Origin of the sequence: Desulfitobacterium metallireducens DSM 15288 (assembly GCF_000231405.2) — a bacterium.
Classification (GTDB): domain Bacteria; phylum Bacillota; class Desulfitobacteriia; order Desulfitobacteriales; family Desulfitobacteriaceae; genus Desulfitobacterium_A; species Desulfitobacterium_A metallireducens.
The window spans coordinates 2,758,885-2,776,265 of the sequence record NZ_CP007032.1 but is presented as its reverse complement, the minus strand read 5'-3'; the positions used below and the strand labels follow the sequence as shown (position 1 = coordinate 2,776,265).

Here is a 17,381-nt window from a genome sequence, read left to right as displayed (position 1 = left end):
GGCAAACCTTAGTATTGAGGATTTGTTATGCGACGTTCAAGTTCGGGAATTCCCATGTTGGCATAACAATAAATTCGTTGGAGCGCATACGGATTGGATTCTGGGTCAGCCCAGCCTCGGGCAGTTGTGAAGCCTGCTAGATAACCATCCTCTTGAGTCAGTTTCATTACATGAGAATCGTATCCCCCAAAGGGATAGGCGATGTATTTGAGAGGGTATCCCAGAAGGCTTTCGAGGATGGCACGCGAATTTTTTAACTCTTCTGTTGTAGTTTCAGCGCTGACTTCTGATAAATTGGTATGATTCTCTGAATGACCACCGATTGTCCATCCCGCAGCTTGCAATTGTTGGAGCTGATCGGAGGTTAAAAAACCTTCTCCGTCAATATAGCTTGATACCATAAAGACGGTTCCGGGGAAATGATATCTTTGCATAATGGGAAAGGCATTGGTGAAATTATCGCGATAGCCATCGTCAAAAGTGATGGCAATGGGTTTATCGGGGAGTGAACCTTTGTTATAGAAGGCATTATAGAGCTGATCGAGAGTGATGACGTGATATCCGTTTTGCGATAAGTACTCCATCTGTTTCTCAAATTCTGTGGGGGGCATGCGCAATTCGTTGCCAGGCTCGTCCATAACGGAATGATAATAGAGAACGGGGACTCGGGTTGTTGTTCCTTGAGAAGTCATTGAGGAAAACGTTTCTGGGGAAATCTTCGAGGGAGGATTTTGCAGTAAAGCTTGAAACTGTGGATCGTCTTTTACAGGGTCAAAGTCTTTTTCCTCTTGAGCAGCTTCGCAAATATCCGGTTCGAGCGCAAGAGCGGGCTTTAAATATTCAATGACTTTTCCGACATTTCCTTGCCTGCCGTAGATACTGGCAATGCCGTAATAACTCCAGACATCTTTGGAATCTAGCTTAAGTGCCTCATGGTAACTATCAATCGCCTCAGTCCAGTGACCGGCCAGTTCGTGGGCTAAGCCTAAGTTAAAATGGGCATATACAAAATCGGGTTTCAGCTCAAGGGCTTGTTTAATCAAGACAATTCCCTCGTTTGTGCGGCCCTGAAAAGCGTAAGTTGCTCCTTTGCCATTTAAAGCTTGATAGCAGTTTGGGTCTAAAGTTAAGGCTTCATTAAAGAGGTCTAAGGCAGAAACAAACTGCCGCTCATAATAGAGTTTAAGCCCTTGGTCATATAGACTGAGGGCTTTTTTCTGATTTTCGGTAAAGGCTGGAGGAGTTGATGGGTCCGTAGAGGGTTGCGCAGTGGAAATTGAAGCGCTAGTTTCTTGTACGTCGGTTGATTGTGCTTCTACAGAGATGGCTGAAGAGGGATCGTTTTTAAAGAAGGATCCGCTTACAAATTTTAGGGTAACGACAATACTGAGTAGCGCTATTAGCGTTATTAACAGGAATGACTTCTTTTTCACGAGGATTCCTCCGGTTCAAATGTAATCAATTGCACTAATTGTATGATAATTTAATTTCCCTCATTTTGTCAAAATAAGTTAGGATATTATGGGATAGTCCAAAGGTCCTGTTTGGTTAGGCTTATTCTCCCGATTTGCGAAAATAGGGTATTTTTAGTCATTTTATAGTTCTATAATGACATCATAAAGGAAAAGTGTAATAAAGTGTTATTTAAAAGGAAGTGGCTAAGATGAAAAAAATTAAGGCTTTAGCATTTGCATTATCGTTATCCCTTTGTACGCTCCCTCTGAGTGCTCCATTAGCTTTGGCCGTAGATGGTACAGCTACGACAGGGACTACAGGTACAACAGCGACTACGGATACGACAAGCACCACGGGTGCGACAGATACGACCAGTAGCACGGGCCTTGACCCAGTGGTTGATGCGAACGGAGACATCGTGGACCCGGGGACTCTCCCTGATTCTCCTTTTTATTGGCTAACCGAACTAATCGCTAAGCTTCAAGTGATATTAACAACCGATCCTGCGGCAAAGGCACAGCTCTTAGAGAAGCAATCCTTAGAAAAAATGGCTGAAGCTGAGATCATGATTGAGAGCGGAGATACTGAAAAGGCGCAAACAGCCATGGAGGGTTATACGCAAAAGTTAACTGAAGCCCAAGCTTTTTTAAACGATCTTACGGCAACGGATTCAGAAACAGCTCAGAAACTTGAGTTAGCCCTGAGTCAATCCCATGCTCAAAATATTCAAACGTTAGGGGGTCTCTTAGATAAACTGCCTCCTCAGGCCTCGGAAAAAGTCGCTCTTAACATTGTTCGGTCCATGGAAAAGAGTATCGCCAAGATGGAGAAGAAAGATCAAATCGAACTTGCTAGAGAGCTGAGAAAAGCGACTAAAAATGTCGAGACGAGCGAATTAACGCAAGAAGAACAAGATTCTTTGGATGAACTTCAGAATAGTCTTGAATCTGACGCCGTAAATTCAGCGGAGCCTGTCACAGTGGCAACGGATACATCAGTAGCCACCATGTCGGTAACGGATAATAGCAAAGCGAATGCGAATGGTCAGCTAAAACAAGCGGAACCTAAAGAAAAAACTGAGCTTGTTGAACAAGAAAAACTTGAAGAGCAAAATGACGGAGTGGAAGTAGAAAATAAACAGTTAGAACAGAATCAAAAGGAAGTAGAACAAAAGCAACCCGAACAAAAACAAGTCGCTCCGAAGGAAAATAACGGACAAGGGCGAGAAAATGCGGCCTCAAAGGGGAAAAATCAAAATTCTGGTAAAGCACAAGAAAGCGAAGACAACGAACGTTAAACAACGGTAAGCAAAAAGCTCGACCAAAAGTGGTCGAGCTTTCGTTTTTCTATGGCAAAAAAAAGGTCCTCCTGACGAGGACCCCAAAAAGAAACCAACTACATGAGAAAGAGGAAAACTAGTTCTCCCTAAACTAGCCCTCTCGAGGAATTATACGTCTTTTTGGGGAGTTTTCCTTCGCTTTAGTTCCTTATAAATTATGGAACTTGATGAAATTAGTATTATTATGACGAAATAATGGGAATTGATCTATTTTACGTCTATTTTAAGTTGGAAATTGATGATATTATATAAATATAGGACATCGACAAGAGCAAACTTGGCGAAAGCCAAGGACGCAAAGCTATGGGTCTTCCAGAGTTCTTCTGATGACTGCCAAGCCACCGAAAGCGTTTTAATACTGAGCTATTGTCGCCTGCCTGTTGCTTGCGATTTTTTTATTTCTGAGGGAATTTTGAGATAGAAACGATTTCGAGATAGAAGCTTTATATGACATGAAAGGAAGATTTTTAGTGCGCCAGTTAAGTATCAATCGGTTAAAACAAGGAGATGTGTTGGGGCGGACCATCTACGCTAATGATGGTCGCGTTTTGCTGGGTAGGGGAATTGCTTTTACTCCTTCCTACATTGAGCGCTTAAGAGACCTGGGGATAAACATTGTCTATGTAGATGATGAGGAAACAAAGGATATCGTCCTTGAGGATGTGATTACTGAGGAACATCGGCGTGAAGCGATGGCCTCCCTAGAGTTTTCTGGACAAGCCGTTCAAGTGGGGAAAGACTTTGATGGCTTCAAGGTAAAAAAGGCTGTGAACAATATCATCGAGGATATCCTATTTCAAAAAGAGATTTTTATCAGCTTGACGGATATGCGGAGCTATGATAATCAAATCTTTGCGCATTCGGTCAACGTCTGTGTCCTCTCGATTGTCTTAGGTAAGGCGTTAGGACTGGATCAAAATAACTTAGAGGCTTTAGCGATCGGCGCATTGTTTCATGATATCGGAACCGTGAAGCTGCCGAAAGAGCTATTACGCAAGCGCGAATCGTTTACGACGAAGGAAGAGGATCTTTATAAAACTCATACGAGTTTAGGGTTCGATATTTTGCGTTCAAAACGGGAGCTAAATCTTTTAAGTGCCCATATCGCTTTTCAACATCATGAGAGAATGAATGGATCAGGTTATCCCCGAAAGTTAGAGGGAGAAGGAATTCATCAGTTGGCCCAGATTGTCGGGATCGCTGACTTCTATGATAATATGGTTAATGACGGACCGGGACATACGCGAATGTTGCCTCATGAGGCTTGTGAAATTTTAATGGGTTGCTCAGACAAGTTGTTCCCCCATGATTTGGTGGTTACCTTTTTAAAACATATTGCAGCTTATCCCACGGGGTGTACAGTTAAGCTCAATACGGGAGAGATTGGAATTGTTGTCGATCAAAATAAGAGCTTACCGATGCGCCCGATTGTGCGCGTCTTACTCGCGGGCCAAGATTTAAATCAGGTCAAAGCAAAGGAATATGACTTAGTTAAGGAACGGACCACGTTTATTGAATCGATTTTCGAGTGAGGTTTGACAAGAAAGTCTAAAAAGAATACACTAACAAAACAGATAAGCAGCTATAAGCCTATTTGCATACGGTTAAATAACCTTTGGAAAAGGAGTTCGAGCTATGAAAGACGTCCCCATTCCTTATATCAGAGCAAATCAGACTGGAATTATCGCCTTTTTTATTCTTGCCTTTTTTGAACAGCTGCCTTTATTTATTGCGATATTATGGTTGATTGAAGGGGTTGGACTTCTTTTTGGTATGAAAGCGAATTTGTTCATTCTTTTCGCGAAACCCTTTTTTAGCCAATGGATTGATCGTGTTCCAACGCAAGCATACGAGTTAACTCGTTTTGATAATCAATTAACAGTCGTTTTATTGACCCTCTCCTTTGTACTTTTTGAGCTGAGATGGGCATCGGCTGGCTATATTGTTGCTGGAGTTGTCGCGGGACTTGCCTTATTGGCGATGTTCGGACTCTCTTTGGGATCCTTTTTCTATAAGCAAGTTAAAAAGTTTTAAGTCAAGGGAAACTGAGCTGCGGAGTGAATACTTCGTGGCTTTTTTTCTGCTTTTTTCATGCGTTTCCCGCATAAAGAATCGCTTGACGAACCTCCTAGGGTGAGTTGTATAATACTCATGAGTGACCGAACGGTCGGTTCGAGGATGAGGAGGATGTAAGGGCTTGAAGAAACAGACAAATGTACGATTATTAGTAGCTACAATAGGAGTGGGCCTTCTTCTCTTGACAGGGGGATGCGGCTCCCAGAAAACGGCGGCCACCTCGGTTGAGGAGCAATACATACCGGTAGAAGTGTTACCTGCTGCGGTTCAAACCCTGGTAGAGACGACGAATTTCAGTGGTAAGATAAATTCTGATCAAGATTTAAGCCTTGTGCCGAAAATGCCAGGGAAAGTGAGTTCAGTCCATATTCAAGTTGGAGATAAGGTCAGTGCAGGTACAGTGTTATTTACCCTGGACACAACGGATTTGCAAAAGGCTGTTGATATGGCTTCGTTTGGGGTACGTTCAGCGGAGACGAATTATCAACGGACGAAGGAACAAATCGATCTGGCTAAAACCAATTTGGAACGTCAGCAACAGCTTTTCGCGGCTGGCGCGATCTCGAAGGCTCAGTTAGAAACGGCTGAAAGCCAGGCTTCAGAGACGCCTTTACAACTCGTGCAAATTCAGTGGGATCAGGCGAAGGTGAGCTTACAACAGGCACAGGAGGGATTAGGTAATGCGGTGATGACAGCACCGGCCGAGGGGACAGTGACGGCTGTTAATGTCAAACCGGGCGAAATGGCCTCAAGTGCGCTGCCTTCGGTGACGTTGACTCAACTTAATGCGCTTAATGTGACCCTTAATGTCCCTGAAAATATCGTGAATTCACTAAAAGTCGGAGAAGAGGCTAAAGTGACGATTCCTTCGGCAGAAGCGCAAGAACTCACCGGAAGAATTTCCAACATCGCTCCTGCAGCAGATGCTCGGACGATGCTTTATGCCATAAAAGTGGCTATTGATAATCCTGAGGGCAAGATTAAACCCGGGATGTTTGCTAAGGTGGAGATCGCTACGAAATCAAGGTCTGATGTTTTAGCGGTGAATAGCGAAGCGATTGTAACGAAGAATGGGAAATCGCTTGTTTATGTCGTGGAAAATGAGATGGCGGTCGAGAAAGAAGTGACAATAGGCCTGGACACGGGGGCGAAAGTCGAAATTACAAAGGGTTTAAACTCAGGCGAACAAGTCATGATTAAAGGGCAAACTCTGGTCGGACAGGGAAGTAAAGTCAAGATCGTGGGGGGGAGCCAATCTTGAAATTAGCTGAGGTATCCGTTAAACGTCCTGTTACGATCATCATGGTCATGCTGATCATTATTCTGCTCGGTTCAGTTTCGCTTAGCCGTCTGCCGATTGATTTACTTCCCAATATGGAAATCCCGATCGCGGTCGTCGTGACCTCTTATACCGGGGTTGGGCCTGAGGAAATTGAGAAATCGATTACGAACCCGATTGAGGGTGCCCTTTCCACAGTAGAAAACATCGACACGGTGACTTCGACCACATCGGAGGGAAATTCTGTGGTCGTTGCCCAATTTAAATATGGAACAGATATGAATTTTGCCACTTTGCAGATGCGGGAAAAAGTCGATCTTGTGAAGCGGATGTTTCCGTCGGAAGTTCAGGCACCGATGATTATGAAAATTGACCCTACGATGGCACCGATTGTTCAATTGACGGTTTCACAAAAGGATGGGGATCTGGCTTCTTTACAAACCCTAGTGGAAGATCAGATTAAACCTCGTTTGGAACGCGTCAAAGGGGCAGGTTCCGTCACTGTAAGCGGGGGGTATACAAAGCAAGTTATTATCAAAACCAATAGCGAAAAAATGAATGGGTATGGTTTAAGCGTAGCTACTCTTTCAGGAATACTTGGAGCGGAGAACCTGAATGCTCCAGGCGGGCAAGTGAAAAAGGGCAACCAGGATTTGACCATTCGAACGATGGGCGAATTCCAGACGCTTGAGGATATTGAGAATCTGTCCATTCCTTTGTCAACGGGCGGGCACGTTAAATTGAAGGATATTGCAGAGGTCAGTCTTGGCCATGCTGATATGAATGCGATCTCACGGATCAATGGGGAGCAGAGTATTACGATAGCCATTCAAAAACAATCCGGGACAAATACCGTTCAAGTTGCGGATGATGTGGCGCAATCGTTAACTGAACTCAAGACGACTTATCCAGAGCTTGAGTTTAATACGGTTATGGACCAGTCTATTTATGTCAAACAATCCATTAACAGTCTTGAGAGAGAAGCCTTGATGAGCGGACTGTTGGCGGTTTTCGTCATCTTTCTGTTTTTCCATAATTTCCGGACGACGTTTATCACGGCGACGGCGATTCCGATTGCGCTTATGGGAACCTTTATCGTCCTCTATTTTGCGGGAGTTTCCCTGAATATGATGACTATGGGCGGATTATCCTTAGCGATGGGACGTTTGGTGGATGACAATGTCGTCGCTCTCGAGAATATCTACCGTTTTCGACAGGAAGGCTATGATAAAAAGGAAGCAGCCATTAAAGGCGTTTCTGAGATTGCGATGGCGGTTATGGCTTCAACGTTGACTACGATTAGTGTCTTTTTACCGATGGCTTTTGTCCAAGGACTGACGGCGACACTTTTCCGAGACTTGTCATTAACGGTCTGCGTGTCTCTTGCGGCTTCACTGCTTGTTTCCCTCACGTTAGTCCCCACGCTTTCTTCAAAGATCATGAATGCTGAGAATATACCCGAAAGCAGACGAGGTTTTTTGGGAGTGATGGATCGTTTTAGCCGGGGGTTTGATCATCTTTTTGGAAAATTAGAGGTCGCTTATCGAAAGTTCTTGCATTATGCACTCTATCATCGGAAAACGGTAGTTGTGATTTCACTGGTGATCTTTGTGCTTACGGGATTATCAACGACCCAGCTGGGGGCAGAGTTCATGCCTGTGACAGACGCTGGACAATTGACCGTTACGGTGACTATGCCAGAGGGCGCAAAATTGCAGGATACGGACGATATCGTTGATCGAATTGAAAAGCAGATCAAGGAAATAGCGGAAGTCAAAACTGTTTTTGCTTCGATCGGTAATAGCGGAACGTTGTCGCTCAGTGGAAATTCCCCGAATGTGGCGACGGTTAATGTCCAACTGACGAGCCTTCAAGCACGGACACGTAGTGTGAGTCAAGTGGCAGATGAGATCCGGGGCTTGACTAAAGATATCGCCGGGGCCCAGATCCAAGTTAATGTGACAGATATGATGTCGATGGGGAGTACGGCCCCGGTCGATGTGGCAATTAAAGGCGATGATCTTAATCAACTCAAGCAAATAGGTAATGATATCAAAGGGATTGTCACTTCAGTTGATGGGACGAGAGAAGTTAAGACGAGTATGAATGAAGGGGTTCCTGAGGTTCAAGTGCATGTGAATCGCCAAAATGCCTCTCAATTTGGTCTAACGGCTGGACAGATTTCTCAGGCTGTTAAAGGGACGATCTCCGGCACGACCGCGACGCGTTATCGCTATGAGGGCAAAGAAATTGATGTTGTGATTAGCGGCGATGAGACGTTGAAGTCGAGCATTACCAATTTGCAGCAAACTCAAATTCCAACCTTATTGGGTATTAGTGTACCGTTAAGTGAAGTCGCTACGGTGACGTTGGATCGCGGTCCGGCTGCGATCAGTCGGACAGGTCAAACTCGGCAAGTGAATGTCACGAGTCAGATCATCAATCGGGATGTGAACAGTATTTCGAAGGACATTGAAGCGAAGCTCAAGGATTATTCAATGCCTGACGGTTATACGTATGAATTAAACGGTCAGAACAAGCAGATGACGGATTCTTTTTCCCAATTGGGATTAGCGATGGCTTTGGCGATTGTTCTGGTTTATATGGTGTTAGCGTCACAGTTTGAGTCCTTACTCCATCCGTTTACGATTATTTTGTCTTTGCCAATGGGTTTCTCAGGCGGGATGCTGGGGTTGTTCGTGACGCGGCAAAATATCAGTGTACCTGCTTTTATCGGCTTGATTTTGCTCATCGGTATTGTTGTGAGTAATGCGATTGTGCTCGTCGATTATGTTAATAAACGTCGAGAACGAGGGGAAGGACGTGAGGATGCTATTGAAAACGCGGGGCAAATCCGTTTACGCCCCATCCTTATGACCTCGCTGGCGACGGTGTTGGGTTTGATTCCTATGGCATTAGGTATTGGCGAAGGTTCGGAGACGATGGCTCCGATGGCCATCGTGGTTGTTTTCGGGATGGCTTTCTCGACGCTTTCCACGCTTTTGCTGGTCCCCGTTATTTATACGATCTTTGAAGATATTCGTTACAAACGTTTCTTTGGGAGAAAAAAGGGGAAAACTCCGCAGTCACCGATGATGACGGAGCAAATCTAAAAAGACTGGGTTATTGAATCGTAATGGGATATATATAACAAAGGGATGAAGTTCCTTGAATTTTGAGTTCAAGTGCTTCATCCCCTATTGGTTATTCACTTATCTCTTGCCAGGTTACGCTATGTTAAGTTATTATAGAACAGTAGGATTGTAGGCGGATTGGTTTTTGAACAATAATTGTAGGATTTGGGAAACTAAATCAGGGTAGTATAGTAGGAGGTGTAGTCTTGTCTTTTAGGCACCCCTTTGGGGTGCTTTTATTATTTATTCAGGAGGCTTTTTAAAATGAAACAGGAGTACAAGCTTAAATACGGTGAAGGATATTTAACCTTTAATTTAGAACAAGAAAACGTTATTCAGGAGCTAAACGCTCAGGAAATTCAATGTGTTGAAGATGTGGAAAAGGAAGTTCAAATGATTTTGGATCATCCTGTGGGAACGCTTCCTTTTAACTCCCATTTTCAAGCCGGGGATAAAGTGACGATTGTTGTTAGTGATGTCACACGGCTTGTGAAGCTCCATGAATTTCTTCCTTTTATCGTGAAACGGTTGAATGAGTTGGAAATTCCGGATCAGGATATTCTGATCTTGGTCGCAACGGGTACCCATCGTGGGCAAACCCCTGACGAACACAAGAAAATCGTAGGGGAAGCGCTGTATAATCGAATCAAGGTTGTCGATCATGATTGTGATCAGGCTGATTTAGTTCATGTCGGAATAACCCCGCGGGGAACGGAAGTTGTGGTCAATAAGTGGGTTGTGGAGCGCAAAGTGATTCTGACGGGGGGGATTGTTCATCACCTGATGGCAGGTTTTGGTGGGGGACGGAAATCGATTCTCCCAGGAGTAGCTAGTCGTAAGACGATTGCTCAGAACCACTTACACTCGCTTGATCCTAATGCTGAACGCTCTAATCCGCTAATTGGGGTGGGAGCCTTAGAAGGGAACCCTTTGCATCAAGATATGGTCGATGCGGCTGAACTGGTTAATCCGGATTTTCTGGTGAATGCGATTATTCATACGAATGGTAAAATTGCTCGTTTAGTCGGTGGACATTGGCTGACGGCATGGGAAGAGGGCTGTCGCTGGGCCGATGAAAAGTTCGGAGTTCCTATTGCTAAACAAGCTGACCTGGTGATTGCAAGTTGCGGAGGCTTCCCTAAAGATATTTCTCTCTATCAAGGGACGAAAACCCTATTCAATGCGGCCTTGGCGGTTAAACCCGGGGGGACCATCTTGATGCTGGCTGAGTGCCGAGATGGTGCAGGAGCGGATGAATTTTTCGGTTGGAGTGATCCTCTCCTCAAAGGGACATTAGATCCGGATTTACGGAAGAATTTTACGATTCCAGGCTACATTTTTTATGCAGCTGTGGAGTCTGCTCGTAAGGCTAAAGTCGTTCTTTGTTCCACGATTGCGCCTGAACTGGTCAAACCGATGGGCATCGTGGGGGTTAACTCCTTAGAGGAAGCGCTGAAGAGTGCAGGTGTCGATCAAGAGCAGCAGGATATCATCTTGATGCCTTATGGTGGTGCAACGATACCGCTTTGGAAGGGGAGTAGTAATAAGTGATTAATATTCCATTGATTATCGTTTTGCTGTATATTATTGTTCTTTTTGCGATTAGTGCTTATGCTAAAAAGCTGGCGAAGGGGAGTGAGGGGTATTTGCTCGCCGGTCGTCAGTTGACGACTCCTTTGGTCGCCGTCTCGATTACGGGGTTAGCCATTGGTGGGGCCTCCACGATTGGAGTTGCTGAGCAGGCCTATAACGTAGGGTTAGCTGCAGGTTGGTATAATGTGGCTTGGGGCGCAGGTGCGATTGCTATGGGTCTGCTCGCAGCGGGAAAATACCGTGAGCTTCATGTGACGACTGTACCTGAGATGTTTGAGAAGTTTTATGATGTCAAGGGACGCGCCATTGCGGTTGCGAGCCAAATCACGATTCTTTTAGTTACAACTTCGATGCAATATCTCGCGGGTGGAGCTATCCTCGCTTCCATGCTCCCTTCGATTTTTACCCTGCGCACAGGCATGATCACGAGTGCCCTCGTTTTCATCGGAATCACCTTTGTGGGAGGAATGTGGTCGTCTGGGCTTTCTAATATCTTAAATGTTGCTCTCATTTATGTAGGGATTGGGATTGCCACCGTGATAACGGTCACTAATCAGGGCGGAATTGGCGCTATAGCTGCGCAAGTTCCTCAAGAAGTGCCTTATTTTCATTTAGTGGACGGTCTAGGCTGGATGGCGATTGCGAGTTGGTTTGCCGTCATGGTTACGCAATGTTTTTCTGCACAGGGTGTGGTACAAATCGCATGTGGCGCCAAAGATTCAAAGACGGCTCGCAATGGTTTTATCATCGGGGGTTTAATCATGCTACCAATTGGTTTTCTTGCTGCTTTGATGGGCATTGCAGGAAAAGCCATGTTTCCTTCAATGAGTGCGACACTCGCTTTACCGCAGATGATTATGTCTTTAAATCCTTATATTGCAGGAGTGACGTTAGCAGCACTGTGGGCAGCGGATGTTTCGACTGCAGGAAGTTTATTGCTTGGTTCGGCTACGCTCTTTTCACAGGATATTTATAAACGGTTTTTGAACCCCGGGTGTGAGGATAAGAAGCTGACAAAGGTGACCAAAATTGCGGTTATTATTTTAGGTGCGCTCACTTTTGGTTTAGCTTTGACGGTCAGTGGCATTGTCAAAACGCTCTTGATTGGGCTAAGTTTAACCACTGCCTTTACCGTAGTCTTCTTATTCACCACGTTTTTCCCGAGCATGGCTCGTAAAAACTCGGCTTTCTATACCACGCTGGTAGGAATCCTGGTGTTAGTGCTGTGGCAGTTTGTACCGGCGATTCGGGTGTTCCCGCACGTGATCTATTTAGAATGGATTACTTGTGTCGTAACATTCTTAGGGGTTCCCCTTTTTGATTCAAAGCGAATTCATGATCGAGCGGGAACGGAAATTGTTAACCTTTGATGACGGTGAGCAGCATTTTAAATCTTTGTTTAGCTTCTAGCCCATGAGGGATATTAGATGGCATTATTACTGTTTCACCGGCTTTTACAGTAAGAACGTGTTCCCCAATTGTAATTTCTGCTTCTCCGTCAATGACTTGAACCATGGCATCACCTGCAGTTATGTGTGTACTAATTCCTTCTCCTTTATCTAAGGAAAATAGAGTAATACTCACTGCGGGTATCTGTGCGATAGTCATGCTGACGACCTGACCTTCTTGGTAGCTTATTAATTCCGTTAAATTTAGGGGTTCCGAGAATTGAATGTTTTTCATTAAGTTATTCATTTTCTTCCTCCAATGCATTACTATTCGGTTAAATCTATTTTAGCTAATATTTTAGGAATAATGTGTGATTAGCATCACTCTTGCCCTCATTATACCTTTCTCGTATTAGAAAATTACACCTAGCCGATAAGGATTAAGATAGCAATATAGCTTATGCTTTGTTTATTAATCTACACAATGTGGTAGGAAGAAGTGATGCACTTAACGTTAGCCATGACGAACAGGATTTTGGTTGCATTGTCTCTGGTAAGAAATACCGTTAATTAAGTTAGGCTATTCAGAATAGGATAAAATGGGTTCGGGATTCTTCCTTCTTAGCAAATAATTCTCTTAATCTAACTTCTTAAGTTTAATTCTCATTTGCGGGTTTCTCTGGGAAGAGATTCCCTGAACCCTTTTTAAACTAAAAGTAAACAATTTTTCGTAGCATAACCCAATAAGGTAGGAGAGATTAGGAGCTGTCTCTTTAATGTCCTTAGACATTATTTGAGACAGCTCCGCTTTACGTTATTTTTTTATTGGAGATTCTGACCCATTTGTGAGCCTTGACCCTTTTGCTGCGAGTCTTGACTCATTTGTTGTTGTGAGCCCTGAGCCATTTGTTGCGGATTTTGTGACATATTCTGAAGCTGGGATTGAGCTTGTTCTATAAAATCATTCATTTGTGTTAATGCTTTTGATGACTGGATGGATTGACTCGCTTGATTTAAAGATTGAGTCGCTGTTTGAATAGCTTGTTGTAACTGATCAAAACTTTGTAATTGCTCTTGTTTTGATTGATTTTTAAATTGATCCATTTGACCAAATAATTGGGTAAGTTGTTGTTGACCTTGAGCTTGCCCCATTCCACCATTTTGCGATCCTAAATTTGATTGTAAGCTAGAGATGGCTTGTTGCATTTGAACATATTGTTGTTTAAGAGCACTTAATTCTTCAGCGACCTCCATATCTGCTTTAACTTCCGCAAGATTTTCTAATGTCGTCATCTCTTTCTTAGTATTCATAATCACCCTCCTGAAGTTTACTTTTCCAAACCGTAAATATGTTGTCCTAAAACAATAAATTATATGAACCTAAATATAACTAATTCTTGTGTTTCAAGTAAAAATAAAGGATAATAGAGTGATAACAATCTTTCGTGATGTTCTTTTTGTTCTAACAGAAAATTTAAGTTTTCTGCTGATAAACTCTAATGCAACCCGCAGTTTTCTTATTCTGGAATAAAAAGTTTCTTTATCGATGCTCGTTTTAGATTTGAGATGCTGGGTTAAACTAAAGCGTGTAAATATATAATTTGTTGGGAGAAAAATAAATGGCTTTATTTCGTGAATTAGGTATGAGTGAACAAGTGCTTCACTCCGTGGAAAATATGGGATTTGAAGAGGCAACTCCGATTCAAGAACAAACAATTCCCAAAGCTCTTGAGGGAAAAGATCTGATCGGGCAAGCACAGACCGGGACAGGCAAGACAGCAGCCTTTGGCATACCTTTGGTGGAGAAAATAGAGGCTGGTGCAGAACAGCTTCAAGGTATTGTTCTGTCTCCAACTCGTGAACTGGCTGTGCAGGTTGCGGAGGAACTCAATAAGATTGGACAATTTAAAGGAATTCAAACCTTGCCTATCTATGGAGGGCAAGAGATCGACCGTCAGATTCGGGCGTTAAAGAAAAGACCGCAAATTATTGTGGCTACACCGGGCCGTTTGATGGATCATATGAGACGAAAAACAATTCGCTTGAGCGAAATCAAGATTGTCGTCTTAGATGAGGCGGATGAAATGCTGAATATGGGCTTTGTTGAAGATATTCATACGATCTTACAAGAAGTCCCGGAAAACCGTCAGACATTGCTTTTTTCGGCGACGATGCCGAGAAGCATTCAGAATCTCGCCCAACGCTTTATGAAAGAACCGGAGCTTATTAGTGTTAAAGCAAAAGAAGTGACGGTGGCTAATATTGAGCAACACTATCTTGAAGTGCAAGAAAAACAAAAATTCGATGTCCTTTGTCGGCTTTTAGATATGCAGTCTCCAGAGCTCGCGATTGTGTTTGGTCGGACGAAGCGACGGGTTGATGAACTTGCGGAAGGGTTAAATAAACGAGGCTATTCGGCGGAAGGCATTCATGGCGATTTGACGCAGAGTAAACGGGATAGCGTATTACGTCAGTTCAAAGAAGGAACGATTGAGATCTTAGTGGCTACGGATGTGGCAGCACGGGGTTTGGATATTAGTGGGGTAACCCATGTTTATAATTTCGATATTCCCCAAGATCCAGAGAGCTATGTTCACCGAATCGGACGAACAGGTCGTGCAGGTAAAACCGGATTAGCGGTAACCTTCGTGACTCCTCGTGAGATTGGACAATTACGCATGATTGAACAGCTCACGAAACGGAAGATGATCCGTAAACCCATTCCGACCTTGGTTGAAGCGATCGAAGGACAGCAACGGATTACGATGGAGAAGTTAATGCGTGTTATTGACGAAGAAGACCTTAGCCCTTATAAAGGATTAGCAACAGATCTGCTGGAAGAAACGGACTCGGTGACTTTGTTAGCTGCAGCGCTTAAGATGTTAACGAAGGAACCGGATGCAGTAGAAGTCCACCTAACGGATGTTGCTCCGCTTCGTTCAAAGGGGGCTCATCGAGGGCCTTTTGATCAAAGAGGGTATCGAGGAAATGATCGGGGTCGTGGTAGTAATAACCGAGGCTCTGGAAACGATCGTGGGGGTTTTGGTAAAGACCGTGGGAGACGGGATAATAAACGGAGCGGTTGGAATCCAAGTTCTTTTCCAAAAGAATAAATAAACAGTAAAACAAGAGGACATGTCCTTCGTTTAGGGTTAAAAAGCAGAAATTGTCTCAAATTTATTTGAAGGCAATTTCTGCTTTTTTAATGTTTTACCATTAAGTTCATAATGACAAGCTTCACATTTTCTTTTAATCTTGTCAGGTAAGTGTATTTATAGATTTGAAGGGAGAATGTGAATGAAGCCCACGTTTACAAAGAAGGTTGCGCCGATCCTTGCGGTTACGTTGTTATTAGGTTCAATTTGGGTAAGTCCTGCTTTAGCTGAGGAGAATAGTATTGCCAATACCTTGACTTCACTTTCTCAACTTAAAATGAGTGAGTTACCTAAAGACCCGGCCGAGAGGCTGGGAGGAGTTGACCGTTATGAAACGGCTGCACAAATTGCTGAGGCGGGTTGGGCGGATAATTCAAGCGATTATGCTGTTCTTTCTGCTGGAATGGATGAAAACTTAGTCGATGCTTTGACGGCCGCGCCGCTAGCCCATCTGCGAAAAGCTCCGATTCTTTTAACAGAGGGAGATACTCTTAATTCTTATACCGAAAAAGAATTGAAAAGGCTGGGCGTAAAGACGGTTTATGTCACAAGTGGTAGTGGGGTTATTAAATCCTCTGTTCTTGATACACTCGAAAATGGTCTCGGACTTAAAGTTGTTCCTTTAGGGGGGCAAGACCGCTTTGAAACGTCGTTAAATATTGCGAAAGAGTTGGGTAGTTTTGATCAAGTGATCGTGAGTACGGCCTATAATAATGCGGATGCGTTATCGGTGGCAGCAATTGCGGCAAGTCAAGGAATACCGATTTTTCTTTCGGAGGCCGATCAACTCCCACAAAGCGTAAAAGAATATCTAAAGACGAAGCAAATTAAACAGTCTTATGTATTAGGAGGAGAGGGAGCGTTGAGTTCTGTCGTGGAACAGGCGCTCACGAATCCAAAACGGTTAGGAGGAAGCGACCGTTTTGGGACCAATGTAAAAATTATCGAAGCTTTTGCCGGGGTAATTCAAGGGAAAAAACTCTATTTAGCCAGTGGTAATGATAATAATCTTGTCGATGCTTTAGCAGGATCATCTTTGGCATCTCAAACTTCTTCAGCGATCTTTTTAATTGATAATCAAACTTTACCAGCAGGAACTCGGGATTTCATTAAGACGAACTTCTTTCCGATTGTGCCCGCTGATTTAGTGGCGCTTGGGGGTAAACCCGTTGTTCCTGATCAAGTGCTTGAGGATATGTCCTCAATGGCCCTTTATGCACAAGATGGAGCGATGGTTGGTTCTGCTCAAGCGAATCTGCCAGAGATTTTGAACGATAATGGAGTTGTAACAGGCAATAATGTTACGGTAAATGGACTAAGTACTCCTTACAATCTGTATATTGAGGGAAATAATGTGACCCTTAAAAATGTTACGGTTCAGGGCGGGATCATAATCAACCCTGGTGCTCAAGGCGAAATTAGAATGGATAACGTTAAAGCGAAGAGTATCTTAGTTCTATCGGGCGGACCCGATGGAATCCAGATTGCTAATAGTGAGATCGCGACGCTGATTGTGGAAAGCACAAGTCAGGTCGGCGTAACGGTTACTACGGGAACGACTATCGAAAACACGGTAGCCAGTGCCCAGGCAACACTTGATGCATCTGGTGGAAGTTTTGGGAAAGTTGTTATTAGCAAGCTTGCACAAACGGAGCCGAATATTGAGCTTCAGGGGACCTTCGATGATCAAGGGGTGGCTGTAGTGGAAGGGGTTGTCACCAACACAAGCCCGAATCGAATTCCTGTCTTATATGTTGTTTCACTGAACCCTGAGCAGAAAGTTGAGCTTAAGGGAAATTATGATCAGATCGTGGTAGTTACACCCTCAAATGTAACCTTTAATGAGGGATCGGCTATTAAAATGATTGCGAATAAGGATGCAAATCTGACGGTCGATTCTTCTATTGTATTAGAGGGAATTACTCGGCAGTAAAGCAAAAGGGGCGTTACACAACTTATGGT

At 43.8% G+C, this 17,381-nt stretch carries 12 protein-coding genes and 1 riboswitch; of the genes, 9 read left to right on the top strand and 3 right to left on the bottom strand.

Features of this window, described 5'->3' with window-relative positions:
* Positions 1 to 8: 8 nt before the first annotated feature.
* On the bottom strand, positions 9 to 1,433 hold the full coding sequence (locus tag DESME_RS15460; protein WP_006715715.1) for a polysaccharide deacetylase family protein: 1,425 nt from the start codon (positions 1,431 to 1,433) through the stop codon (positions 9 to 11).
* Positions 1,434 to 1,663: 230 nt separating this feature from the next.
* Here DESME_RS15460 and DESME_RS15455 point away from each other — a divergent pair, with 230 nt between their 5' ends.
* The 7 genes from DESME_RS15455 (at position 1,664) to DESME_RS13435 (ending at position 12,246) form a co-directional block, all read left to right on the top strand.
* Positions 1,664 to 2,752, top strand: a complete 1,089-nt coding sequence (locus DESME_RS15455) for a DUF5667 domain-containing protein (protein ID WP_006715716.1) — start codon at positions 1,664 to 1,666, stop codon at positions 2,750 to 2,752.
* A gap of 302 nt (positions 2,753 to 3,054) precedes the next feature.
* Positions 3,055 to 3,140: riboswitch (cyclic di-GMP riboswitch) on the top strand.
* A 124-nt stretch (positions 3,141 to 3,264) separates the two neighbouring features.
* Positions 3,265 to 4,326, top strand: a complete 1,062-nt coding sequence (locus tag DESME_RS13460; RefSeq protein WP_006715717.1) for an HD-GYP domain-containing protein — start codon at positions 3,265 to 3,267, stop codon at positions 4,324 to 4,326.
* A gap of 103 nt (positions 4,327 to 4,429) precedes the next feature.
* Positions 4,430 to 4,828: a DUF4395 domain-containing protein gene (locus DESME_RS13455; protein ID WP_006715718.1), complete on the top strand. Its 399-nt coding sequence runs from the start codon at positions 4,430 to 4,432 to the stop codon at positions 4,826 to 4,828.
* A 163-nt stretch (positions 4,829 to 4,991) separates the two neighbouring features.
* Complete coding sequence (locus tag DESME_RS13450; protein WP_006715719.1) at positions 4,992 to 6,131, top strand: efflux RND transporter periplasmic adaptor subunit; 1,140 nt, start codon at positions 4,992 to 4,994, stop codon at positions 6,129 to 6,131.
* Positions 6,128 to 9,262: an efflux RND transporter permease subunit gene (locus tag DESME_RS13445; protein ID WP_006715720.1), complete on the top strand. Its 3,135-nt coding sequence runs from the start codon at positions 6,128 to 6,130 to the stop codon at positions 9,260 to 9,262. Before DESME_RS13450 ends, DESME_RS13445 begins: the two co-directional genes overlap by 4 nt.
* Before the next feature lie 285 nt (positions 9,263 to 9,547).
* Positions 9,548 to 10,834, top strand: coding sequence for an NPN-dependent 2-hydroxyacid racemase, LarAH10 family (gene larAH10, locus DESME_RS13440; RefSeq protein ID WP_006715721.1), 1,287 nt, complete (start codon positions 9,548 to 9,550; stop codon positions 10,832 to 10,834).
* Positions 10,831 to 12,246: a sodium:solute symporter family protein gene (locus tag DESME_RS13435; protein ID WP_006715722.1), complete on the top strand. Its 1,416-nt coding sequence runs from the start codon at positions 10,831 to 10,833 to the stop codon at positions 12,244 to 12,246. Before larAH10 ends, DESME_RS13435 begins: the two co-directional genes overlap by 4 nt.
* Here the strand turns inward: DESME_RS13435 and DESME_RS13430 are convergent.
* Positions 12,236 to 12,571: a cupin domain-containing protein gene (locus DESME_RS13430; protein ID WP_006715723.1), complete on the bottom strand. Its 336-nt coding sequence runs from the start codon at positions 12,569 to 12,571 to the stop codon at positions 12,236 to 12,238. The two genes, DESME_RS13435 and DESME_RS13430, sit on opposite strands and share 11 nt — an antisense overlap.
* Positions 12,572 to 13,086: 515 nt before the next feature.
* Entirely contained in the window at positions 13,087 to 13,575 is a 489-nt protein-coding gene (locus DESME_RS13425; protein ID WP_006715725.1) for a hypothetical protein, read from the bottom strand.
* Positions 13,576 to 13,883: 308 nt separating this feature from the next.
* On the opposite strand from DESME_RS13425, the gene cshA reads away from it, so the two are divergent.
* Complete coding sequence (gene cshA, locus DESME_RS13420) at positions 13,884 to 15,377, top strand: degradosome RNA helicase CshA (protein ID WP_006715726.1); 1,494 nt, start codon at positions 13,884 to 13,886, stop codon at positions 15,375 to 15,377.
* Between the two features lie 184 nt (positions 15,378 to 15,561).
* The gene (locus DESME_RS13415) at positions 15,562 to 17,352 is read left to right on the top strand and encodes a cell wall-binding repeat-containing protein (RefSeq protein WP_006715727.1); all 1,791 of its coding nucleotides are present in this window, start codon (positions 15,562 to 15,564) and stop codon (positions 17,350 to 17,352) included.
* Positions 17,353 to 17,381: the final 29 nt, after the last annotated feature.

Excerpts from the sequence above, each read along its gene's own strand:
- DESME_RS15455 (WP_006715716.1), top strand. The coding sequence starts at position 1,664 with ATGAAAAAAATTAAGGCTTTAGCATTTGCATTATCGTTATCCCTTTGT.
- DESME_RS13455 (WP_006715718.1), top strand. The coding sequence starts at position 4,430 with ATGAAAGACGTCCCCATTCCTTATATCAGAGCAAATCAGACTGGAATT.
- larAH10 (WP_006715721.1), top strand. The coding sequence starts at position 9,548 with ATGAAACAGGAGTACAAGCTTAAATACGGTGAAGGATATTTAACCTTT.
- DESME_RS13430 (WP_006715723.1), bottom strand. The coding sequence starts at position 12,571 with ATGAATAACTTAATGAAAAACATTCAATTCTCGGAACCCCTAAATTTA.
- DESME_RS13425 (WP_006715725.1), bottom strand. The coding sequence starts at position 13,575 with ATGAATACTAAGAAAGAGATGACGACATTAGAAAATCTTGCGGAAGTT.
- cshA (WP_006715726.1), top strand. The coding sequence starts at position 13,884 with ATGGCTTTATTTCGTGAATTAGGTATGAGTGAACAAGTGCTTCACTCC.
- DESME_RS13415 (WP_006715727.1), top strand. The coding sequence starts at position 15,562 with ATGAAGCCCACGTTTACAAAGAAGGTTGCGCCGATCCTTGCGGTTACG.